Below are 21,137 nucleotides of genomic sequence, written 5' to 3'. Positions count from 1 at the left end.
CAGGCGGATGAGCGGCCGGACAGGCGGATGGGCGATCGTCATCGACGGCTCGCGGGGAGCGTTCCACCGTCGCCCCGGATCGGCAGGATTTCGTAGGGAGTGGTAGGACTTGTGCGGTGCGTATTCACACTCAGGTGGACGCGGCGAAGACAGAGGCGGCCCACGCCCCGGAGACGAGGATTCGCCGCTTCGGCCTGTGGGACGGCTATTTCGCGGTCTGTTACCTCGTCACCACGGTCCTTCTGTTCACCTCTGACGGCCGGCAGGAATACCGCGCGATCGCGATCGGCGCGCTGACCCTGATCGTTCCCTGGTACGCCGGTCTGGGCCGGGGACTCATGATCGACAGGGCTGCCGCCCGGAGGAACGTCGTCTTCCCCGTCGGGCTCTTCCTGCTGTTCGCTCTGGCGGCCGCGTTCGACCCGAGAGGCTCCTTCGCGCTGTTCGCCGTGGTTCCCATGTTCATGATGAGCCTGCCCACGTCGCCGGCCATCGTGGTCGTCCTGCTGGCCAACCTCATGCCCGTCCTGGTGGTGTGGCTCCACGGCGGGGACCTGAACTCGGGCGTGGTCGGCGTGCTGCCGACGTCGCTGCTCGGCATCGCGCTGTCGGTCTTCATCGGAGCCTGGATCAGCGGAATGGTACGGCAGAGCAAGGAGCGCGCCGAGTTGATCGGCGAGTTGCGGCGCAACCGGGAGCGCGTGGCCCGGCTGTCTCACGAGGCCGGGATCTCCGCCGAGCGCGAGCGGCTGGCCCGGGAGATCCACGACACCCTGGCGCAGAGCCTGACCAGCATCATCAGCCTGGTGCAGGCCGCGGAGTCGCAGGTGGACGACGCCCCGGACCTCGCGCGCTCGCATCTCGGGCTGGCTGGGCGGGTGGCTCGGGAGAGCCTGGCCGAGGCCCGCGGCTTCGTCACCGCGCTGGCGCCCCCGGCGCTGCGGGGCAACTCGCTGGCGCAGGCCGTACGGCGGCAGGCGGACGGCCTGGCCTCCCAGACCGGGCTGGATGTCCGGTGCTCGGTCGAGGGCGTCGAGAGACCCCTGCCGATGGCGGCCGGCGTGGTGCTGCTGCGGGCCGCGCAGGAGGCGGTCGCGAATGTGCGCAAGCACGCCAGGGAGGCACGAAGGGTGGATGTGCTCCTGGCGTATGACGAGAGCACCGTCCGCCTTGTCGTCCGGGACGACGGCGAGGGCTTCGCCGTACGCCCGGATCAGGAGGGCTTCGGGCTGCACGGCATGCGGTCCCGGGTGGAGGAGATCGGCGGCGTGGCGACGGTCGGCAGCCGCCCCGGAGGGGGCACCACCGTCGAGGTGACGGTGCCCGCGGAGCCCGCGGTCGGGGAGGAAACCGGTGGATGACGGCAGGACGATCGAGGTGCTGCTGGCCGACGATCATCCGGTGGTGAGAGAAGGCCTGTGCGCGATGCTTGAGTCCGCGGACGGCGTCACCGTCGTCGGGCAGGCCGGTTCGGGCGAGGAGGCGGTCACGCTGGCCACCGCGCTCAGACCGGACATCGTGCTGCTGGATCTGCGGATGGGCGAGATGGACGGGGTGACCGCGACGGAGCGCATCCTGCGGCATTCACCGGGAAGCAAGGTGGTCATCGTCACCACCTACGAGAACGACTCCGACATCCTGCGCGCGGTGGAGGCCGGTGCGGCCGGTTACCTCCTCAAGGGCAGCTCCCGAGCGGAGTTGATCAACGCCGTCCATGCCGCCGCACGTGGCGAGACCGTTCTCACCCCCTCGCTGGCCACCAGGCTGTTCCGGGCGCGGGGAATGCGGCAGCCGTTGTCCGACCGGGAGCGCGAGGTGCTGCGCCTGGTCAGCCAGGGCCTGACCAACGCCGAGATCGGCAGGCAACTGTTCGTCAGCGAGGCCACGATCAAGACGCACCTGCTCCGCGCGTTCAAGAAGCTGGACGTCTCCGACCGGACCGCGGCCGTGATCACGGCGTTGGAGCGCGGGCTGCTGTCCTGACGGCACCGGCAGCGGGGTTCATGCCGAGATCAGGGTTTGGCGGGCCAGTATTCGTCGCGGAGAAGCCGTTTGTAGAGCTTCCCCGTGGGGTGCCTGGGCAGGCTCTCGCGGAAGTCGACCGACTTCGGGCACTTGTAGGGGGCGAGCTGGGAGCGGCAGTACTCGATCAGCTCCGCCTCCAGCTCCGGCCCCGCCAGGTCCATGGAGACCGGCTGGACGACGGCCTTGACCTGCTCGCCCATCTCCTCGTCCGGGACGCCGAAGACCGCCACGTCGACCACCTTCGGGTGGATCGACAGAACGTTCTCGGCCTCCTGCGGGTAGATGTTCACCCCGCCCGAAATGATCATGTAGGAGCGGCGGTCGGTGAGATAGAGGAAACCCTCCTCGTCGAGATAGCCGATGTCGCCCAGGGTGGTCCAGCCCCGGCCCAGGGGGTCCTGCGAGGCCTTCATCTTGTCCTCGTCACCGTGGTAGACGAACTTCGGCCCGTCGGAGAAGTAAACCGTGCCGTGTTCGCCCGGCGGCAGTTCGTTGCCCCCTTCGTCGCAGATGTGCACGACACCGAGCAGCGGGCGGCCGACCGTGCCCTTGTGCCTGAGCCAGTCCTCCGAACCGACATAGAGGAATCCGTTGCCCTCGGTTCCCGCGTAGTACTCGTGGATGATCGGGCCCCACCATTCGATCATCCGTTCCTTGACCGGGATCGGGCAGGGCGCCGCGGCGTGGATCGCGCACGTCAGCGACGACAGGTCGTAGCGCGCCCGGGTCCGCTCCGGCAGCTTGAGCATCTTGATGAACATGGTCGGCACCCACTGCGAATGCGTGACGCCGTACTTCTCGATCAGCGCGAGCGCCTGCTCGGGGTCGAACCTCTCCATGACCACGAGCGTCGCGCCGAAGCGCTGGAAGTTCATGCAGTAGCGCAGCGGAGCGGCGTGGTACAGCGGCGCCGGGGAGAGGTAGACGCTGTCGGCCGACGGCGCGAACAGGAACTGGATGAGCTGGAAAAGCGCCCCCGGCCGGTCCAGCTCGACCTTCGCCAGGGTGGGTTTGACACCCTTGGGCAGCCCGGTGGTGCCGGAGGAGTAGAGCATGTCCGCGCCCTGGCACTCGTCCCCGATCGGCGTGTACGGCTGGGCCGCCACCGCCTCCTCGTAGGAGCCGAAACCCGGGGCGACGCCGTCCAGCATGAGCCTGAGCTCGACCTTCGGTGTCGCGGCCGTGATCGAGGTGGCCACATCCGCCAGCTGGGCGGAGGAGATGAAGACCCGCGCCTCACAGTTGTCGACGATGTAGGCGAGTTCGTCGGTTTTCAGCCGCGAGCTGATCGCGGTGTAGTACAGACCCGACCGGTGCGCGGCCCATGCGACCACCAGGAACAGCGGGTGGTTCTCCAGCATGAAGGCGATGTGGTCACCCGGCTGGAGCCCGGAGGCGCGGAACAGATGGGCGAGCCGGTTGGACTCCTCGTCCAGCTCGCGGAAGGTGACGACCCGCCCCGAATCCGCCATGATCACAGCGGGTTTGTCCGGCGCGACTGCTGCGATGGCTCCCGGGTGCATAAAACCGAACGTTACTCGGTTTGGTGTTCCGTGAGAAGGCGCGACGAAGCCGCGACCCCCGAGGGTGTGGAGGTCGCGGCCGTGTCGGAGGTGCCCGGCGTCAGGAGGCGGGGATGACGGCGCCCTTGTAGGTCCGCTCGATGAACTGCTTCACCTCGGGGCTGACGAGCAGCTTCGCGAGCTTGACCACGCGCGGGTCCTGCTCCTTGCCGGTGGCCACGACCAGGCCGTTGGCGTAGGGGTTGCCCTGCGCCTTCTCCAGCACCAGCGCGTTCTCGGCCGGCTTGAGACCGGCCTCGATCGCGTAGTTGCCGTTGACGACGGCGGCGTCCACGTCGTCCAGCGAGCGGGGCAGCTGCGCGGCCTCCAGCAGCTGGAACTTCAGGTTCTTGGGGTTGGCCGTGACGTCGCGCTCGGTGGCCGCGGTCCCGGCCCCGGCCTTCAGGGTGACCAGGCCGTTGTCGGCCAGCAGCTTCAGCGCCCGGCCCAGGTTGGTGGCGTCGTTCGGCAGGGCCACGGTCGCGTTCCGGGCCAGCGCGGCGATGTCGGTGATCTTCTTGGAGTAAAGGCCCAGCGGCTCAAGGTGGACCGGCTGGACGAAGCTCAGCTTGGTGCCCTTGGAGGCGTTGAAGTCATCCAGGTAGGGCTTGTGCTGGAAGAAGTCGGCGCCGATCTGGCCGTCGTCGAGCTGCACGTTCGGCTGGACGTAGTCGGTGAACTCGACGATCTCCAGGTTCAGGCCCTCCTTCGCGGCGAGCTTGTCCTTGACGAACTTCAAAATCTCCGCGTGCGGGACCGGACTGGCGCCGACCTTGAGCGCCTCCGAGATGGAGGCCCTGCCCGCCGCGCCGGCCGTGGTCTCGGCCGTCCCGGTCGAGCCACAAGCGGTCAACGCGAAGGTCAGCGCGGTGACGGCCGATGCGATTCCGAAGAATTTACGCACGGTGTACTCCTTTTGGGTGTGAAAAACCAGAGGTCCTTGCTTGTGGCGGGATCCCCTGGGGTCAGTGACGCGCGAGACGGCGGGCGATGGTGTCGCCCAGGGTCTGCACGAGTTGAACGATGATGATCAGCACGACGACGGTGACCACCATCAGCGTGGTCTCGAAGCGCTGGTAGCCGTAGCGGATGGCCAGGTCGCCGAGCCCGCCGCCGCCGATCGCCCCGGCCATCGCCGAGTAGGAGATCAGCGCGACCACGGTCACGGTGAGCCCCGCGACCAGGCCGGACATCGCCTCGGGGAGCAGGACCTTGCCGACGATGGTGGTGGCGCTCGCGCCCATGGCCTGGGCCGCCTGCACCTTGTCCCGGCCGACCTCGCGCAGGGCGGTCTCCACCAGCCGGGCGAAGAACGGCGCGGCGCCAAGGGTCAGGGGGACCACCGAGGCGGCCGTGCCGATGGTGGTGCCCACGATCAGCCTGGTCAGCGGAATCACCGCGATCATCAGGACGATGAACGGCAGGGAACGGCCGATGTTGACGATCAGACCGAGCATCCGGTTCAGCGCCCACGAGGGGAACAGGCCGTCCCGGTCGGTGACGACCAGCGCCACGCCGAGCGGCAGCCCGATCAGTACGGTGAACAGCGTGGACCACGCGACCATCTGAGCGGTCTGCCCGGCCGACTCCCACAGCAGGGGAGCCATCTCATCCCAACTCATGCGGCCTCCTCCACCAGCAGGCCGCGCTCGGACAGGTAGGCGAGGGCGACGGCGCGCTCCTCACCGGTGAGGCGCAGGCGCAGGCGTCCGGCTGAGACGCCGGCCACCTCCTCCAGTGCCCCACCGAGGATGCTGACGTCCACGTCGAACTTGCGGACCACCTCCGAGACCACGGGCTCGTCGGCGTGCCCGGTGAAGGTGATCGTGATCGTGCCGGGCTCCGGCTCGGGGAGCGGGAACAGCTCCGCGGTGAGCCGGGACCCCGGCCTGGCGATCAGCTCCGGGATGGCCCCGGACTCCTCGATCCGGCCGTCGCGCATGATGGCCGCCGAGTCGCAGATCGACTTGACGACGTGCATCTCGTGGGTGATCAGCATGATGGTCAGGCCGAGCTCGCGGTTGAGGCTTTTGAGCAGGGCGAGGATCGACTGCGTGGTGCCCGGGTCGAGCGCCGAGGTGGCCTCGTCCGACAGCAGCACCGAGGGGCTTCCGGCCAGCGCGCGGGCGATGCCGACCCGCTGCTTCTGGCCGCCGGACAGCTGCGCGGGGTGCGCCTTGGCCTTGTCGGCCAGCCCGACCAGCTCCAGCAACTCGGCCACACGCCTGGCGCGCTCGGCCTTCCCGACCCTCATGACCTCAAGGGGGAACGCCACGTTCCCGGCGACCGTGCGGGAGGACAACAGGGCGAAATGCTGGTGGACCATCCCGATCCGCTGGCGAGCCTTACGCAGCTCGGCCTTCCCCAGCGCGGTCAGCTCCTGCCCGGCCACGGTCACGGTGCCCCCGGTGGGCCGTTCCAGAAGGTTCACGCAACGCAGCAACGTGCTCTTGCCCGCGCCGCTCTGCCCGAGCACGCCAAAAATCTCACCCTCGCGGACGTGCAGGTCGACACCGTCGATGGCGACCACCTCACGACCCCGATCTCGATAGACCTTACGCAGGCCTGACACATCGATCACAGCTGTTCCCCAACATGAATGAATCCCTCGAAAAGACTTCAGGCGGGGAAAGAGCTAGCGCGTGCCAGGGTGAAAGGGGAGATGGCTCAGGCGGCGCAGAACGAAGTTGTCCGCGGGGCAGGTCATTTCAGAGCCTTCGTGAAGGGAACGGCGGGTCGGAGTTCAGCGCGCGGAGCGCATGCGACACGGGGTGCGCATAGCGGACACCTCACACATGTGCATGCCGCAACACATGACCCGGCCCTGCGGGGTCATGCCGACACGGTGCGTCACGTTCACGTCTGGCTCAACGTGAGCTTCGCCTGCCTTGATTCCCTTTTTTTCCTGTGATGCCGATCACTCTCTTCCGGCGTCCACCCGGTAGGGGTCGCGCAGCGGAGTCACCCGCCCGCCGAACTCCTCTTTGATCGCCTGCATCTTCGGGCCGGGCGCGTAGAAACGCCCCTTGGTCTCCCCGTACGGCTTGAGCCATCCCCTGGCCGCGAGGTCGCGCAGATCCCTGGCCGCCTGCCCCTGGCTGAGCGACTCGTCGAGCTGATACCTGCTGCGCCGTAGCCGCCTGTTGACGAACACCTCGTAGAGCGCCGACACGGTCCGCGTGTTCAGCCTTTCGGCGTCGATCTGCTCCTCAAGGAGGATCCACACCTCCCCCGCCTCGGACAGACGGCGGCGGACCCGCTGGGCCTGCAGGTGGTGGGCCCGCAGGCAGAAACGCACCCAGTGCAGCGTGTCTCCGTGCGGGCTCCAGTCTCGTCTGCCCTTCTGGCTCAGGGTCCGGTAGTAGTCGACCGTGTTCTCCGCGTGCCCGAGCCACTCCTCTATCGAGGAGAACTCCGGGGTGGTGATCTGGTCCCTGCCCAGCACAAGCGTCTGCAGGGCACGGGACATCCGGCCGTTGCCGTCTCGCCACGGGTGGATGCTCACCAGGTTGAAGTGGGCCATCGCCGCCCGCACGTAGCTCGGCGCCTCGAGATCGCCCGAGTTGAGCCAGTCGACCAGCTCGTCCATCAGCTCCGGCACCTTCTCGGCGTCCGGGCCCTCGTAGACGACCTCGCCGGTCGCGGAGTTGCGGACGTAGATGCCGCCGGGCCGTACCGCGCCGGGGGTCTTGTCCTGGTGGTGGCCGATCATCATGAAGTTGAGCGCGTGGAGCAGGCCCGTGTCGAACCTGAACGCCGGGGAGCGGGAAAGGAGCTGGATGTAGGTCAGCGCCTGCTGGTATCCGGCGATCTCCCGGGCGACCGCGGCGGAGGTCTCCAGCGGCTCCTCCCCCGACATGATCGACTCGATGTCCTCGACACTGGCCCGGTAGCCCTCTATGGAGTTCGACCCCTGGATCGCCCGTGCCTGGAGCTGCCGCCGCAGCTGGCCGTCCCAGCGGTGCGTCTCGGCGAGGCGGTACTTCAGATCACGGCGCATCTCCTCGATCTCGCCGAGCACCTTCTCGTCCATGGCCTCAAGGTGAGGCGTGCCGTACAACATGAATCCATGACAACATGACCGAATCATTCGATCAATCGACTTTATGATTTGTCCATTTTATCCGCGCGGTCCCCTGAGACCATGGAATCGCCTCTCTTGGGCGTCGTTCCCGGGAAAGCGGACGGCCCGCCCTTTCCGCGATGAACGCGACGAGAAAAGGCGGGCCGTCTCAGGGAACGGGTCAGACGGCGGCGGGCTCGGCGACCTTGGCCGGGGTGAGCGCGATCTCAAGGACCTCCCGCACGTCGCTCACCACGTGGATGGTGAGCTCGTTGCGGACGGCCTCGGGGACGTCGTCCAGATCGGGCTCGTTGCGGGCCGGGATCAGCACGGTGGTGATGCCCGCCCGGTGGGCGGCCAGCAGCTTCTGCTTGACCCCGCCGATCGGGAGCACCCGGCCGGTGAGGGAGACCTCGCCGGTCATGGCCACGTCGTTCCTGACCGGGCGGCCCGACAGCAGCGAGGCCAGCGCCGTGGTCAGGGTGATGCCCGCCGACGGCCCGTCCTTGGGCACCGCGCCCGCGGGGAAGTGGACGTGCACCGAGCGGTCCTTGAGGGACGACACGGGCAGCTCCAGCTCCGCACCGCGCGAGCGCAGGTAGGACAGGGCGATCCTGGCCGACTCCTTCATCACGTCACCGAGCTGGCCGGTCAGGGTCAGGCCGGTGTCGCCGGTCTCCGGGTCGGCCAGGGACGCCTCCACGTAGAGGACGTCACCGCCGGCGCCGGTGACCGCGAGGCCGGTGGCCACCCCGGGCACCGCCGTACGCTGGCGGGACTCCGGAAGCGAGGACTCCGGCACGTGGCGCGGGCGTCCGAGGTAGGGGACCAGGTCCCCCACCGTCACGGGCAGCTCGCCCTCGCCGAGCGCGACGTTGGCGGTCACCTTGCGCAGGACCCTGGCGATCGAGCGCTCCAGGGACCGGACTCCGGCCTCCCGGGTGTATTCGCCCGCCAGCTTGCGCAGCGCCTCCTCCTCGATCGTGACATCCTCTGCGGTGAGACCCGCCTTGTCGAGCTGGCGCGGGACCAGGTGGTCGCGGGCGATCGCGATCTTCTCGTCCTCGGTGTAGCCGTCGAGCGTCACGATCTCCATGCGGTCGAGCAGCGGGCCGGGGATGGCCTCCAGCACGTTGGCGGTCGCCAGGAACAGCACGTCGCTGAGGTCGAGCTCGACCTCCAGGTAGTGGTCGCGGAAGGTGTGGTTCTGCGCCGGGTCGAGCACCTCGAGCAGCGCGGCGGTCGGGTCGCCCCGGTAGTCGGAGCCGACCTTGTCCACCTCGTCGAGCAGCACGACCGGGTTCATCGAACCGGCCTCCCGGATCGCGCGGACGATCCGGCCGGACTGGGCGCCGACGTAGGTGCGGCGGTGACCGCGGATCTCGGCCTCGTCGCGGACGCCGCCGAGGGCGACGCGGACGAACTTGCGGCCCATCGCGCGGGCGACGGACTCGCCGAGGGAGGTCTTGCCGACTCCGGGAGGACCGGCCAGCGCGAGCACGGCGCCGCTGCGACGGCCGCCGATCACGCCGAGGCCCTTCTCGGCCCTGCGTCCGCGGACGGCGAGGTATTCGATGATGCGGTCCTTGACGTCGTCGAGGCCGGTGTGGTCGGCGTCGAGGACGGCGCGGGCCGCGGCGATGTCGTAGGAGTCCTCGGTCCGCTCGTTCCACGGGATGTCGAGGACGGTGTCGAGCCAGGTGCGGATCCAGCCGGTCTCGGGAGACTGGTCGGAGGTCCGCTCCAGCTTGTCGACCTCCTTGAGCGCCGCCTCACGCACCTTCTCCGGCAGGTTGGCCGCCTCGACGCGGGCGCGGTAGTCCTCCTCCTCGGTCTCCGGGGAGGAGCCGTTGAGCTCGGCCAGCTCCTTGCGGACCGCGGCGAGCTGCTGGCGGAGCAGGAACTCGCGCTGCTGCTTCTCCATGCCCTCCTGGACGTCCTTGCGGATCGTCTCGGCCACGTCGAGCTCGGCCAGGTGCTCGCGCGCCCATTCGACCAGCTTCTCCAGCCGGTCGGCCGGGTCGGGGGTCTCAAGGATCTCGGCCTTGCGCTGGGTGCTCAGCCAGGGGGCGTAGCCGGAGCTGTCGGCGAGGACCGACGGGTCGTCCATCTGGTTGACCGCGTCGACGACCTGCCACGCGCCCCGCTTCTGCAGGATCGTGGTGGCCAGCGCCTTGTACTCCTTGGCCAGTTCCTCGGCGCGCTCGCCCGTCTCGACGGTGTCGATCACGGTGGCCTGCACCCACAGGGCCGCGCCGGGGCCGGTCGTGCCCGAGCCCACGCGGACGCGGTCGACGCCGCGGACCACGGCCGCGGGCTCACCTCCGGGCAGCCTGCCGACCTGCTCGACCACGGCCCGGACGCCGACGGAACCGTATCGGCCGTCGATCCGGGGAACGAGCAGCACCTGCCGATTGTTCTCAACCAGCGCCTGAGCCGCGTCGATCGCGGCCCGGACCTCGGTCTCGGACAGGTCCAGCGGGACCACCATGCCCGGCAGCACGACCTCGTCGTCGAGCGGAAGAACCGGGAGGATCAAGCTCTCACTCATGTGCACTCCAAAGGTTGAGTTACACCGACTCAATTAATGAGAGCCTCAAAATGTTCCCAGGATTGAGCGTGTTCGCTGTGAGCGATCGTAATCGTGTAATCCTCCCTCTCGAGAGGGACGGATCCGAATCACTCCGGGGTATGACGCCGAGCCGTACCGGGGTTGTCTAGGCTGGCCCGATGCTCTTGCGCGACGGCCTCCTGCGGCTGGCACAGCCGGTCGTCCAAGCCCTGGTGAGCGGGAACGCCGGGCCGCCGTTCCCCCGGTCACGCCGCCTGGGGCCGCGAGTGCCCGCCTTCCTGGGCCTGCTGCCGTTCCGGACCGTCGACCTGGTCCTGCTGGCCGACGCCCTGCTCGCCTGGCTCCTGTTCAGCAGCGGGTTCTCGGATCTGACGCATGAGCAGGAGCAGATGTCGCGGGCCGGCGACCTCCTGGAGCAGTTCCCGGAGCCGTTCCTCTGGCTCGCGGCGACGGCGGCGGCCCCGTTCCCCCTGCTGCTGCGCAACCGGTGGCCGCTCGCGGCCTGGCGGCTGGCCACCGCGGGCATGCTCCTGGCCGCCCCGATCATCCGCGCGCTGACCTCCCTGCCCTACTCCACGGCGGAAGCCATCGCCTACCCGCTGATCATCTACGCCGTCGCGGTCCGCTGCGAACGGACGACCACCCTGGGCGTGTGGATCGTCTCGGTGCTCGCTGTGGCGGCCATCCGCCCCTCCGACCACGCGTGGATTCTGGCGACCGCGGCCCTGCTGGGCATCGCCGCGCTCCTCGGCTACAACGTGCGCGCCCGGCGGCTGGCCACCGGCCGCCTGGCGGAGGAGGAACGGCGCAGCGCGCGGGCGCTGGCCGGGCAGGCCGTGCTGGAGGAACGGGCCAGGATCGCCCGGGAGCTGCACGACGTCGTCGCCCATCACATGTCGGTGATCGCCATCCAGGCAGAGGCCATACCGCTGCAGGCGGCCGGAGACGCCGGGCGCCTGGAGGAGGGGCTGGGAGAGATCCGCACGCTCTCACTCGCGGCCATGACCGAGATGCGCCGGGTGCTGGGAGTGCTGCGCGACGGGGACGGACGCACGGACACCGCCCCGCAGCCGGGCCTCGGCCACCTGGAGGAGCTCATCGACACCGCGCGCTCCGCCGGGCTCACCGTGACACCCAAGCTGGGCGGCGACCTGCTCGGGTTGCCCACAGCGGTGAGCCTGTCCGCCTACCGGATCGTGCAGGAGTCACTCAGCAACGCCATGCGGCACGCGCCCGGTTCGACCGTCTCGATAACGATCTCCCGCTCCGGGGACGAGCTGCACGTCCATGTGGCGAGCGACGCCGGGCACCGCTCCCCCGCGAAACCGGGACACGAGGGGCACACGGGACACGCGGGACACGGCCTGATCGGGATGCGGGAACGGGCGTCCATGCTCGGCGGGAGCCTGTGGGCCGGACCGGTCGGAACGGGCTTCGCGGTCACTGCCATACTTCCGATCATGGAGGAAGCGTGACGATCCGGGTTCTCATCGCCGACGACCAGGGCATGGTCAGGACCGGGTTCACCGTGTTCCTGGGATCACAGCCGGACATCGAGGTCGTGGGCGAGGCCGCCGACGGGCGGGAGGCGGTGGCCCGGGTGGCCGAGCTGCGGCCGGACGTGGTGCTGATGGACGTGCGGATGCCGGTCATGGACGGGCTGGCCGCGACGCGGGCGATCCTCGGCGGGGACGGCGTCCTGCCGAAGGTTCTGATCCTGACCACGTTCGACCTCGACGACTACGTGTACGAGGCGCTGCGTGCCGGAGCCAGCGGGTTCCTGCTCAAGGACGCCTCGGCCCAGCAGCTGGCCGAGGCCGTCCGGGTGGTCGCCGCCGGGGAGGCGCTGCTGGCGCCCTCGGTGACCAAGCGGCTGATCTCGGAGTTCGCCCGGGTCGGGCCCCGCCGCCCGCGCCGCCGGCTGGACGACATCACCGAGCGCGAGACCGAGGTGCTCGTCCTCGTCGCCCAGGGCCTGTCCAACCAGGAGATCGCCGACAAGCTCGTGCTGTCGGAGCAGACCGTGAAGACTCACGTGGGCCGGATCCTGGCGAAGCTGAACCTGCGCGACCGGGCCCAGGCGATCGTCCACGCCTACGAGACGGGCCTGATCCGCCCGGGCGAGTGAGCCTTCCCGGTGGTGAACGGCCCATGCCCGGGCGAGTGAGCCTCTCCGGCGGGCGGCTCGCGCTCAAGCGGATGCGCCTCCCGGGAAGATCCGGAACCGGCCTCACCCCCGGGAGGGACCCGGGAGGTGAGCACTCCGGGGTGACGTGAGCGACGGGCCATGATTCCTAATCTCCTGTCCGGTTTCCCAGCCGAACAGGAGGTTCCGTATGTTCCGCCGCGCGCTCACCGTGGCCGCCGTCGCCGCGCTCACCTACACGATCGTCCCCAGTCCCCAGAGGGACCGGATCGTCAAGGTCTACGGCGACCTGCGTACGGCGGAGCACGTCGCGGTCATCGTCCCGGGCTCCGACACCACGGCGGCCACCTTCGACGGCGGCAGGGCCAAGCCGTACAGCACGCCGGGGGGCGGTGCCCGGGCGGTGCTGGCCGAGGCGCGGGCGCTGGATCCCGGGGCCCGGCTGGCGGTGGTCGCCTGGCTCGGATACGACAGCCCCGCGACCGTTAGCCTGGAGGTGGCGACCGATGGGGCCGCCAGGAGAGGGGCCCCGGAACTGCGGCGATACGTCGCCGAGACGCTCCGGGGGAAACGGGTCAGCCTGCTGTGCCACAGCTACGGATCGGTCGTGTGCGCCAAGGCCGCGCCCGGGTCGGGCGTGGCGGACGTGGCCGTTTTCGGCAGTCCCGGACTCGGCGTCTCCTCCGCGTCCGAGCTGGGCGGCACCCCTCTGTGGGCCGGCAGCGGCGGCCGCGACTGGATGCGCCGCGTGCCCAAGCTCCGGCTCGGGCCCCTCGGATTCGGCCCCGACCCCGCGGGCCCGTCCTTCGGCGCCCGCCTGTTCGAGACGGGCGCGGCCGGGCACAGTGACTATCTCGCCCCCGGCAGCGCGTCCCTGCGCAACCTCACCCTGATCGCTCTCGGCCGTACGGGCGAGGTGTCCCGTGGCTAGCGTCGATCGCCGTACGGCGGTGCCGGTCGCGCCCACCCGGCGGCCCGGCGTGCCGGCGCCTCGGACCGGAGGCCCGGACAGCCCCGCCGGCCGGGCGGACCGTGCGCGAGGCGGACGCGGGTGGGCGGAGCGGATGGAGGCCGCGACTCCCGGGAGCCGGGATCGGGGGGTGGACGCGCTCCGCGCGCTGGCGATCCTCGGGGTGGTCCTGGGGCACTGGCTCGTCACGGCGTGGATGCACGGACCCGCCGGGGCGATATACATCTCCAGCCCGCTCGTCCACCTGCCGGAGATCACCCCCCTGTCATGGGTGTTCCAGACGCTGGCGGTGTTCTTCTTCGTGGGCGGCTACGCGGCGGCGCGGAGCCTGCGCTCGGCCGCGGGGTATCCGGTCTGGGTGCGCGGCAGGATGGTACGGCTGTCGCGGCCGGTGGGCCTCCCGGTGCTGGTCTGGACGGGGATCGCGGCCGGGATGGCGCTGCACGGCATGCCGTACGGCACGGTCAGGGCACTGCTCCTCCCCGCGGTGGCACCGGTGTGGTTCCTGGCGGTCTTCGCCGCGCTCACCGCCGCCACTCCCCTGCTCCTGCGGGCACGGCCGGGCGTCGTGGCCGTCTCGGCGGGTGCGGTCGTGCTCGCGGTGGACGTGGTCAGGTTCGGGCTGGACGGGCCGTCCTGGCTGGGGTGGGCGAACCTGGCGGCCGGGTGGCTGGTGCCGTACACGCTGGGGGTCGGCTGGGCCGGCGGCGCGTTCGCCTCGCGGCGGACGGCAGTGGGGCTGGTGGTGGGAGGCGCGGCCGGGGCCGTGGCGCTGATCGCCGGGTTCGGGTATCCGGCGAGCATGGTGGGCGTGACCGGGGCGAAGGTCTCCAACCTCAGCCCGCCCTCGCTCGCCGCGGTCTGCTTCGGCGTCGCCCAGATGGGGCTCGCGCTGCTGGCGCGCGAACCGCTCGCCCGGCTGATGAGGCGGCCCCGGTTGTGGGCGGCGGTGGCGGTGGTCAACCTGTCCGCGATGACGATCTTCCTGTGGCACCAGACCGTGCTGGTCGGGACCGCACTGGCGGCGCTGCGCTTCGGCGACGTCCCCGGCCTGCTGGCGCCTCCCGTCGAACCGGCCTGGTTGCTGTGCCGTCTGGCCTGGCTCCCGGTGCTCGCCGCCCTGCTGGCGTCGGCGCTGCTGCCCGTTTTCATCCGAAGGCGGTTTAATGACAGAGTGTCGTCATCGGCTTGACGCCGCCGCGCGGTCTTTGTGACACTATGTCATGAAAACTATGAGGAGCCCCTTCGACGCGGAGTGATCATGAGCGAGTCGCCGTTCTCCGAAGTACTCAGGAACGCCACCTGGGGCGAGCACGCGACAGCCGAGGACGACAGCTACCTCAAGGCCCTGATGGCGGGCCGGCTCAGCCCCGAGGCCTACGGCGAGATGGTCGCCCAGCACTACTTCGCCTATCTCGCCCTCGACGGCGCCGCCAAGACGCTCGCCGACGACCCGATCGCGGGGCCGTTCGTCTTCCCCGAGCTCTACCGCGAAGAAGCGCTGGTCCGCGACCTGGAGACGATCTACGGCGCCGACTGGAGGTCGAGGATCGAGCCCTCCAAGCCGACCCGGACACTGGTCGCCCGGATCGAGCAGGCCGCCACCTGGCCGGGCGGCTACATCGCCCACCACTACACCCGTTACATGGGCGACCTTTCCGGCGGCCAGTTCATCCGGATGGAGCTGCAGAAGATCTACGGCTACCAGCCGGGCGGCGGCGTCGACTTCTACCTCTTCGACAAGGTCGGCAGCCTGCCCCGGTTCAAGCAGGAGTACCGCGCCAGGCTGGACGCGCTTCCCCTGGACGAGGCCGGCAAGCAACGCGTCATCCGCGAGACCAAGCTGGCCTACATGCTCAACACCGAGGTCCTCGCCGACCTCGGCCGGGTGGCGCAGGCCGAACTCGCCGCCTGACCGTTCACCTCAGGGTGCCCTGGGGCTCCGGTACGGCACGCCGCGCCAGAGCTCTCGGGGTGGCTCGGAGCACCCGGCTCAACGTAGAGCGCTCCGTTCAGCCCGGAGCGCTCGACTCGCCCGAAGCGCGACGCCATACGCTCATGGCCCGCCCCCGCGCCCGGCACTGTGCGACCATGGGAGCATGCCCCGGATTTCGGCCGCGACGATCGGCGAACATCGCGCCCAGACACGGGATCGGATCCTGCAGGCGCTCTCGCGCCTCTCCCGCGACCAGGGCATCGACGCCATCTCGATGACCGACGTGGCGAGCGAGGCCGGAATCACCCGGACCGTCCTCTACAACTACTTCCCCGACAAGGCCGCGCTGCTGCTGGCCTTCACCGAGCGGGTCACGCACTACTTCATCGAGAGCTACGAGCAGGAGCTGCCCGAGCAGGCCTCTCCCGCCGAGCAGCTGCGCGCGTTCGTCCGGCTCCAGCTCGCCGGGCTCATCGCCCACCCGCACCCCGGCCCCGCCGACCTGTCGGCGGCCCTGGGACCCGACGCCTACCAGCGCCTGGCCGACCACGTCGCGCCGATGCAGCGCATCCTGACCGGCATCATCGAAAGCGGCGTGGCCTCGGGTGACTTCCAGGCTCATGACGTGCCCGCCACCGCCCGGATCATCCTCGCCGTCATCGGCGCCGAGCGGGTGCCGCTGCTCAGCGGCACGGTGACGCCGGAGGAGGCCGAGGAGATCGTCTGCGGATTCGTGCTGCGCGCGCTGGGCGCCTGACGCGTGCCGATGGGCACCCACTCGGCGGGCGCCCACGAGCACGGGAGCCGACGGTTTCTTGAACGCCTGACGTCTAACGCGTGTCGCGGTGGGCACCGGCCAGCACGAGCAGGGGCATCGGCAGCGCCGCCAGCCACCACCGGTGAATCGCGTCCCACTCGGAGCTGTCTGGCATCGGCCACGCCAGGTCACCGGTGATCTGCGTCCCGGCGTAGAGGACGAGTTGCACGAGCACTCCGGCGAGCGCGGCCTGCCTGCCCGGATGCCGCCGTACGGCGATCGCCGCCCCGGCCAGTCCCACCAGCGCGCACACTCCCGCTTCGAGCGCGGCGCCGGAGAAGTGGAGTACCCCGCCGGGCGTGAGCCGTATCGCCACGACCGCGCACGTCACCCCCCAGCTTGCGGCGACGGCCACGCCCACCATGAGGGTCCGCGTCCACTGGCGAACCCAGCGCGGCACAGGCGCCGACCCGGTGTTGGCGGTCATGGCGTCCACGAGGGCGAACGTGGCGGCGGCGCCGAGCAGCACCGCCGTCGTCCTCAGCAGGAGCAGCCCGAGGCGCGGGTCGACTGTGTTTCCAGGCGACATCACGGCCGCGAGGGACACGGCGAGCAGGGCCACGACCGCTATGGGCAGCCAGTCGATCGCACGTGCCAGCGGGCGGAGCAGCGCGAGCACCGGAGGAAACGGCGCGGGCACCGGCCGGGTGGGTGAGGACTGGGTCTCTCGGGTGGTCACGGGCACGGATCCTCCTTGAGCAGGGCGGACATTCCGTACAGGACACTCAGGCAGGTCACCTGCACTGGTCGTCCTTCGGGGTGGCGGGGAACTCCGGTCGCAGGCCCAGCAGCGGGAGGGCCTGCTCGACGGTCGTCTCGGGGGCGGTGAGCGTGTCCCAGTTGGCGCGCACGCGGTCGGCCGCATCCGGCCGCTCCAGCAGACGGCGGGCGTAGCCCACCTCGGCGGCGCCGTAGCTCGGCCCGCCGAGCTGGCCGGGGATGCGGATCTCCCCGCCGTCGTAGGTCATGCTCACGCGGAGCCATCCCCCTTCCCCCTCGGAACCGCTCCAGGCACCCGGGGGAGGGGCGTCTAGCAGAGGCTCGGCGCGTCCGGCGAGCCAGAGCGCCACGACGGTGCGCGCCCGGCCGACGTCGTGGCATCCGCCGCCCAAACCGGCGACCGCGGCGGCCACCTGACCTATCAGCATCGCCTGGTGCTGGGCGGGGTCGGTGGACCAGACCAGCCAGGTGCCTGGCTCCCCCATGATGTCCTCCGAGGAATGAATCGCGCTCACCGGCTTTTGCCGGATGACCGGGATCCGATCCCGGGCACGCTCCGGGACCGCCGACAGGATCGGCCGCAGGGCCCGCGCCCAATTCGGGATCCACGGTTTGTAGTCGGGATACACACAGTAGGAGAGGCCCTCGTGGTTCTCGCACACCTGCTCGGGGAGCTGTGGCGTGAAATGTGGGGTCCACGGCAGGATCGGCGCCGCGGCCGTCGCGGCGGCCCCCGCGGGCACCGCGACGGCCAGGGCGGTCAGCGCGACCACGGTGCGGACCGGCCGCAGGCCGTGCCGCAGAAGCGCGACGGAGGCGAGGAACACCACGCCCGCCACCAGGTAGATCAGATGCTGTTCCGTGGGCCTGGCTCCCCATTCGGGGTTGTGGCCGGGAATCACCGGCAGGAACCACCCCCCGATCTCCGCCCGCGAGTTGCCGAGCATGCCGAACGCCATCGCGGCAATCAGGATCGGCGGCACGATCAGCCAGGGCGTCCAGCGGCCGAGGGCGGCGCCGGCGGACGCGGCGAGCGCCGCCAGGGCCACCCCGCCGAGCGCCTCGTAGGGGTCGAACCGCCCGGCGACGGAGTCCGACAGCGACACGACCAGCAGGTGCGCGGAGATCATCGCGGCGGCGGCCAGCGCCCCCACGGCGGGAGCCGCCAGGACCACCGCCCGGGTGCGCGGCGCCGCGCGCCCGGGCAGCGCGCCCAGTGTCTCGGGCAGCCCGTGCCGGCGGTCACGGCCGGCTGCCAGGTTCGTGACGATCATCACGGCCGCCCCGACGAGCGTCGACGCGGTGATCGTGTCGATCGTCACCATCGTCATGTCCGGCAGCCAGGCCGCGCTCTGGGCGAACCCCATGGCCAGCGCCGCCAGCGCCGCGCCCCACAGGATCGGGCTGCGCAGCAGCCGCCCGGCCTCGAAGAACAGCAGCGACCTGTTCACGCGGCCACCGTCGCGGACTCACCGAGCAGCAGCAGGTAACCGTCCTCGACGCCGGGGTCGGCCGGGACACCACCCGGTGGCCGATCCCCGAGCGTGCGGTAACGGCCGTCGGCGGTCCGCCAGAACAGGTGTGACGCCACCGGCGGGCGGTCCGACAGCCACACCTGCCCCGAGGCGGTGACGGCCAGGTCGCGTGGTGTGCCGTCGAACACGTTCCGGCCGCCGCGCATCACGACCACCCGCTCGCATAGTGCGGCGACGTCCTCGGTCTGGTGGGTGGACAGCAGCACGGTACGGCTCTCGCCGAGCCGGGAGACCAGCGCCCGGAACCGCATGCGCTGCTCGGGATCCAGGCCGACCGTGGGCTCGTCGAGGATGAGCAGGTCGGGCTCGCCGAGCAGCGCCTGGGCCAGGGCCAGCCGCTGCTTCATGCCGCCGGACAGCTTGCGAACCTTCGTCCTGGCACGGTCGGCCAGGTCGACCTCCGCGAGAACCCGGCGCACCTCCCGATGGCGTTCGCGGCGATCCGTCAGCTCCTTGAGGATCGCCACGTAGTCGACCAGCTCGAAGAGCGTGAAGTGAGGGTAGAAGCCCGGGTCCTGGGGAAGGTAACCCAGGCGGCGCCGCAGGTCGGTCCGCTGGCCCCGGTCCGCCGGGTTCAGGCCGAGGGCACGCACCTCACCCCCGTCGGGGGCCAACGTGGTCGCCAGGCTCCGCAGCAGGGTGGTCTTACCCGCGCCGTTGGGGCCGAGCAGCCCGGTCACTCCTCGGCCGAACTCCAGGTTGAGGCCGTCGAGCACGACGGTCCGGCCGTATTTCTTGGTCAGGTCGCGAACGATCACTGTCGGGTCCATCGGGGTTCTCCACAATCGAAGCGGGCACGCCGCAGGTAGACGAGGGGAATCAGGATCAGCGCGGCCAGGCCGTACAAGGTCTGGGCCGTGGGCGAGAAGGGCGCCAGCCCGTCACCGGTGAGCCTGGTGAAGGCCGCCACGGTGCCGAACCAGGCGGCGGTCAGCACGGCGGCCGAGATCAGCGGCACGAACCGGGTCGACAGGGCCAGGGTGGCCGCGGTGAGCGCGAGGGCGGGCAGCAGCCACGCCGCCGCCAGCCCCGGCGGGCCGGGCAGCAGCGGCGCCGTCATGCCTGTCAGCGTGATCGCGGTCACCAGTACGGCGACGGCGCGCAGCAGCAGGGATCTGGAGCCCGCCATGGGGGTGGCCGCCTGCAGTTCGTAGGCGGGATCGACATGCGGCCCGTAGGCGAGGGCGATGCCCGCCAGCGGCAGCACGGGCGCCACAGCCAGGAAGGGCACCAGGGGGTCGAGGGCGGCTCGCGGATCGCGGTTGACCAGGTGAGCGGCGGCGAGAGCGAAGGCCAGCACCGCGGTGACCGCGACCAGCCAGCCTCTGGCAAGGGCCGGGGTCGCCGCGAGGAACGTCGCCACGTGTCCGGGGGCGCCCAGCCGTCGCAGGACCCGCTCGGCGGCCCTCGGCCGGGGCCGATCCACCAGGTCCTCGATCCCCTCCCAGCTCGCCACCAGCCATTCCCTCTCGTACGGCACCGCCGCCCGGCAGCGCTCGCAGCGGGCGAGGTGGGTCTCCACCGACATGACCTGGACCGGTTCCAAGTGGCCGGTCACGTAACGCTCGATCAGCTCATCGGGCAGATGCCATTGCGCACTCACGCGAGGAACCCCCTCAGCTGGGCCTTGGCCCGCATGACGCGGGTCTTCACGGTCCCCTCGGGAACGCCGAGGAGACGGGAGGCCTCACGCACGGTGAGACCGTCGAGCACGGTGGCCTGGATGGCCGCGCGCAAATCGGGCGAGAGCCTGGCGATCGCGGTGCCGAGGTCGCCGTGCTCCACGCCGACGAGCACCACCTCCTCGGCGGACTGGGTGATCAGGTGTGCTTCGTCGAGTTCGGCGGCCTGAGGCTCGGCGCCGGTGCGGCGCAGCTGCGAGATCAGCCTGCGGATTGCGATCGTCCATATCCACGCCGCCGCCTCCCCCTTCGAGGCGTCGTAGCGGCGCGCGTCCCGCCAGACGGCGACGAACGTGTCCTGGATCGTGTCGTCCACCACGTCGGGGTCGGCGCAGCGGCGGGCCAGCCGTACCCGAAGCCATGGCGCGTGCCGCTGGTGCAGCAGCTTCAGAGCCTCGACCCGCTCGGCGGCGACGGCCGTCATGAGTTCGGCATCCCCGCTGTCCGGGCCGACCGGGGGTGGCTCTCGGAGACGGGAGAGAAATCGGTGCACATTCCCGTCTATCGCGTGATCGGTTGGGTTCGGTTCTTCTCCGGCGGCGGAAAATCAGGACTCGATGATGGCACCCGCCCGGCGCGGCTCAGCGGCGGGACGCCGGCGCGGTGGGGCCGGGAAATGTCGGTGGGGGTGGATAGTTTCCGATCATCCCGACTCAAGGAGCCAGTGCCATGTACCGCCAGGGCGACATCCTGATCGTGCCCGTTCCCGACGAGACCGTGCCCGCCACGATCCAGGCCTCGCCGTCCGTGCCGCGTGACGCCCACGGCCGCCTGCTGCTGGCACTGGGCGAGGCCACCGGCCACGCCCACGCCGTGGTCGGCCCCGGTGTCCTCGTCCGCAGCCTGCGCCCGATGGACCCCGACTACCTCCACCTTCCCTCCGGGGGCCGGGTGGTCCACGAGGAGCACGCCGCGATCTCACTGCCCAAGGGCTGGTACCACGTGCAGCGCCAGCGCGAATACGTCCCGGGCGCCTTCCGCGTCGTCGCCGACTGATCCCTTCCCGACCGGCTCTCCCCCGCGGGCGCCCCGACCTTTCCCGTCCTCTCGTCCGGCCGTCCCTTCTCCCGGGAGTCGCCGGAGCGAGCGGCTCGTTCACCTGAGGAACT

The 21,137-nt window shown here is 70.5% G+C and carries 20 protein-coding genes; 9 read left to right on the top strand and 11 right to left on the bottom strand.

All coding sequences use genetic code 11. The features are described 5' to 3' along the window. Positions 1 to 116 precede the first annotated feature (116 nt). Entirely contained in the window at positions 117 to 1,361 is a 1,245-nt protein-coding gene (locus ACFY2X_RS08225; RefSeq protein ID WP_389934184.1) for a sensor histidine kinase, read from the top strand. After that, positions 1,354 to 1,983 carry a response regulator gene (locus ACFY2X_RS08220; RefSeq protein WP_389934181.1) on the top strand — a complete coding sequence of 210 codons (630 nt, stop codon included), beginning with the start codon at positions 1,354 to 1,356 and terminating at the stop codon, positions 1,981 to 1,983. Before ACFY2X_RS08225 ends, ACFY2X_RS08220 begins: the two co-directional genes overlap by 8 nt. Positions 1,984 to 2,012: 29 nt before the next feature. Here ACFY2X_RS08220 and ACFY2X_RS08215 read toward each other — a convergent pair whose 3' ends face one another. The 6 genes from ACFY2X_RS08215 to lon all read right to left on the bottom strand — a co-directional run bounded on the left by ACFY2X_RS08215 (position 2,013) and on the right by lon (position 10,201). After that, the gene (locus ACFY2X_RS08215; RefSeq protein WP_389934178.1) at positions 2,013 to 3,548 is read right to left on the bottom strand and encodes an acyl-CoA synthetase; all 1,536 of its coding nucleotides are present in this window, start codon (positions 3,546 to 3,548) and stop codon (positions 2,013 to 2,015) included. Positions 3,549 to 3,648: 100 nt separating this feature from the next. Continuing rightward, the gene (locus ACFY2X_RS08210; protein ID WP_389934176.1) at positions 3,649 to 4,491 is read right to left on the bottom strand and encodes a MetQ/NlpA family ABC transporter substrate-binding protein; all 843 of its coding nucleotides are present in this window, start codon (positions 4,489 to 4,491) and stop codon (positions 3,649 to 3,651) included. 61 nt (positions 4,492 to 4,552) lie between these two features. Continuing rightward, a complete protein-coding gene (locus ACFY2X_RS08205; RefSeq protein ID WP_389934173.1) occupies positions 4,553 to 5,209 on the bottom strand; it encodes a methionine ABC transporter permease in 657 nt (218 codons plus the stop codon). After that, positions 5,206 to 6,168, bottom strand: coding sequence for a methionine ABC transporter ATP-binding protein (locus tag ACFY2X_RS08200; protein ID WP_389934170.1), 963 nt, complete (start codon positions 6,166 to 6,168; stop codon positions 5,206 to 5,208). Before ACFY2X_RS08200 ends, ACFY2X_RS08205 begins: the two co-directional genes overlap by 4 nt. A gap of 336 nt (positions 6,169 to 6,504) precedes the next feature. Beyond that, positions 6,505 to 7,650 (bottom strand): Fic family protein, encoded by a 1,146-nt coding sequence (locus ACFY2X_RS08195; RefSeq protein WP_389934167.1) that lies wholly within the window; start codon positions 7,648 to 7,650, stop codon positions 6,505 to 6,507. A 181-nt stretch (positions 7,651 to 7,831) separates the two neighbouring features. Further along, positions 7,832 to 10,201, bottom strand: a complete 2,370-nt coding sequence (gene lon / locus ACFY2X_RS08190; protein ID WP_389934164.1) for an endopeptidase La — start codon at positions 10,199 to 10,201, stop codon at positions 7,832 to 7,834. Between the two features lie 179 nt (positions 10,202 to 10,380). On the opposite strand from lon, the gene ACFY2X_RS08185 reads away from it, so the two are divergent. From ACFY2X_RS08185 to ACFY2X_RS08160, 6 genes are all read left to right on the top strand, one after another. Next, positions 10,381 to 11,697: a sensor histidine kinase gene (locus ACFY2X_RS08185; protein ID WP_389934161.1), complete on the top strand. Its 1,317-nt coding sequence runs from the start codon at positions 10,381 to 10,383 to the stop codon at positions 11,695 to 11,697. Continuing rightward, the gene (locus tag ACFY2X_RS08180; protein ID WP_389934158.1) at positions 11,694 to 12,350 is read left to right on the top strand and encodes a response regulator; all 657 of its coding nucleotides are present in this window, start codon (positions 11,694 to 11,696) and stop codon (positions 12,348 to 12,350) included. Before ACFY2X_RS08185 ends, ACFY2X_RS08180 begins: the two co-directional genes overlap by 4 nt. A 208-nt stretch (positions 12,351 to 12,558) precedes the next feature. After that, a complete protein-coding gene (locus ACFY2X_RS08175) occupies positions 12,559 to 13,299 on the top strand; it encodes an alpha/beta hydrolase (protein ID WP_389934155.1) in 741 nt (246 codons plus the stop codon). Then, positions 13,292 to 14,530 carry an acyltransferase gene (locus ACFY2X_RS08170; RefSeq protein WP_389934152.1) on the top strand — a complete coding sequence of 413 codons (1,239 nt, stop codon included), beginning with the start codon at positions 13,292 to 13,294 and terminating at the stop codon, positions 14,528 to 14,530. Before ACFY2X_RS08175 ends, ACFY2X_RS08170 begins: the two co-directional genes overlap by 8 nt. A gap of 69 nt (positions 14,531 to 14,599) precedes the next feature. Continuing rightward, entirely contained in the window at positions 14,600 to 15,253 is a 654-nt protein-coding gene (locus ACFY2X_RS08165; RefSeq protein ID WP_389934150.1) for a heme oxygenase (biliverdin-producing), read from the top strand. 184 nt (positions 15,254 to 15,437) lie between these two features. Continuing rightward, the gene (locus ACFY2X_RS08160; protein WP_389934147.1) at positions 15,438 to 16,031 is read left to right on the top strand and encodes a TetR/AcrR family transcriptional regulator; all 594 of its coding nucleotides are present in this window, start codon (positions 15,438 to 15,440) and stop codon (positions 16,029 to 16,031) included. A gap of 73 nt (positions 16,032 to 16,104) precedes the next feature. On the opposite strand, the gene ACFY2X_RS08155 is transcribed toward ACFY2X_RS08160, so the two are convergent. The 5 genes from ACFY2X_RS08155 to ACFY2X_RS08135 are packed head-to-tail and all read right to left on the bottom strand — an operon-like array spanning position 16,105 to position 20,452. Beyond that, entirely contained in the window at positions 16,105 to 16,770 is a 666-nt protein-coding gene (locus tag ACFY2X_RS08155; RefSeq protein ID WP_389934145.1) for a hypothetical protein, read from the bottom strand. A 55-nt stretch (positions 16,771 to 16,825) separates the two neighbouring features. Next, entirely contained in the window at positions 16,826 to 18,262 is a 1,437-nt protein-coding gene (locus ACFY2X_RS08150) for a hypothetical protein (RefSeq protein WP_389934142.1), read from the bottom strand. Continuing rightward, a complete protein-coding gene (locus ACFY2X_RS08145) occupies positions 18,259 to 19,116 on the bottom strand; it encodes an ATP-binding cassette domain-containing protein (RefSeq protein WP_389934139.1) in 858 nt (285 codons plus the stop codon). The genes ACFY2X_RS08150 and ACFY2X_RS08145 overlap by 4 nt, the downstream gene beginning before the upstream one ends. Continuing rightward, positions 19,101 to 19,949 (bottom strand): zf-HC2 domain-containing protein, encoded by an 849-nt coding sequence (locus ACFY2X_RS08140; protein ID WP_389934136.1) that lies wholly within the window; start codon positions 19,947 to 19,949, stop codon positions 19,101 to 19,103. The genes ACFY2X_RS08145 and ACFY2X_RS08140 overlap by 16 nt, the downstream gene beginning before the upstream one ends. Further along, entirely contained in the window at positions 19,946 to 20,452 is a 507-nt protein-coding gene (locus ACFY2X_RS08135) for an RNA polymerase sigma factor (RefSeq protein WP_389934133.1), read from the bottom strand. Before ACFY2X_RS08135 ends, ACFY2X_RS08140 begins: the two co-directional genes overlap by 4 nt. Positions 20,453 to 20,697: 245 nt before the next feature. Between ACFY2X_RS08135 and ACFY2X_RS08130 the strand changes: the two genes are divergently transcribed. Beyond that, positions 20,698 to 21,024 (top strand): hypothetical protein, encoded by a 327-nt coding sequence (locus tag ACFY2X_RS08130; RefSeq protein ID WP_389934130.1) that lies wholly within the window; start codon positions 20,698 to 20,700, stop codon positions 21,022 to 21,024. Positions 21,025 to 21,137 lie beyond the last annotated feature (113 nt).

The sequence above is a fragment of the Streptosporangium sp. NPDC000396 genome (assembly GCF_042898655.1).
Lineage (GTDB): Bacteria > Actinomycetota > Actinomycetes > Streptosporangiales > Streptosporangiaceae > Streptosporangium.
This window is presented reverse-complemented; position numbering and strand designations above follow the sequence as displayed.

Excerpts from the sequence above, each read along its gene's own strand:
- ACFY2X_RS08205 (WP_389934173.1), bottom strand. The coding sequence starts at position 5,209 with ATGAGTTGGGATGAGATGGCTCCCCTGCTGTGGGAGTCGGCCGGGCAG.
- lon (WP_389934164.1), bottom strand. The coding sequence starts at position 10,201 with ATGAGTGAGAGCTTGATCCTCCCGGTTCTTCCGCTCGACGACGAGGTC.
- ACFY2X_RS08165 (WP_389934150.1), top strand. The coding sequence starts at position 14,600 with ATGAGCGAGTCGCCGTTCTCCGAAGTACTCAGGAACGCCACCTGGGGC.
- ACFY2X_RS08215 (WP_389934178.1), bottom strand. The coding sequence starts at position 3,548 with ATGCACCCGGGAGCCATCGCAGCAGTCGCGCCGGACAAACCCGCTGTG.
- ACFY2X_RS08195 (WP_389934167.1), bottom strand. The coding sequence starts at position 7,650 with ATGTTGTACGGCACGCCTCACCTTGAGGCCATGGACGAGAAGGTGCTC.
- ACFY2X_RS08145 (WP_389934139.1), bottom strand. The coding sequence starts at position 19,116 with ATGGACCCGACAGTGATCGTTCGCGACCTGACCAAGAAATACGGCCGG.
- ACFY2X_RS08130 (WP_389934130.1), top strand. The coding sequence starts at position 20,698 with ATGTACCGCCAGGGCGACATCCTGATCGTGCCCGTTCCCGACGAGACC.
- ACFY2X_RS08175 (WP_389934155.1), top strand. The coding sequence starts at position 12,559 with ATGTTCCGCCGCGCGCTCACCGTGGCCGCCGTCGCCGCGCTCACCTAC.
- ACFY2X_RS08135 (WP_389934133.1), bottom strand. The coding sequence starts at position 20,452 with ATGACGGCCGTCGCCGCCGAGCGGGTCGAGGCTCTGAAGCTGCTGCAC.
- ACFY2X_RS08160 (WP_389934147.1), top strand. The coding sequence starts at position 15,438 with ATGCCCCGGATTTCGGCCGCGACGATCGGCGAACATCGCGCCCAGACA.
- ACFY2X_RS08185 (WP_389934161.1), top strand. The coding sequence starts at position 10,381 with ATGCTCTTGCGCGACGGCCTCCTGCGGCTGGCACAGCCGGTCGTCCAA.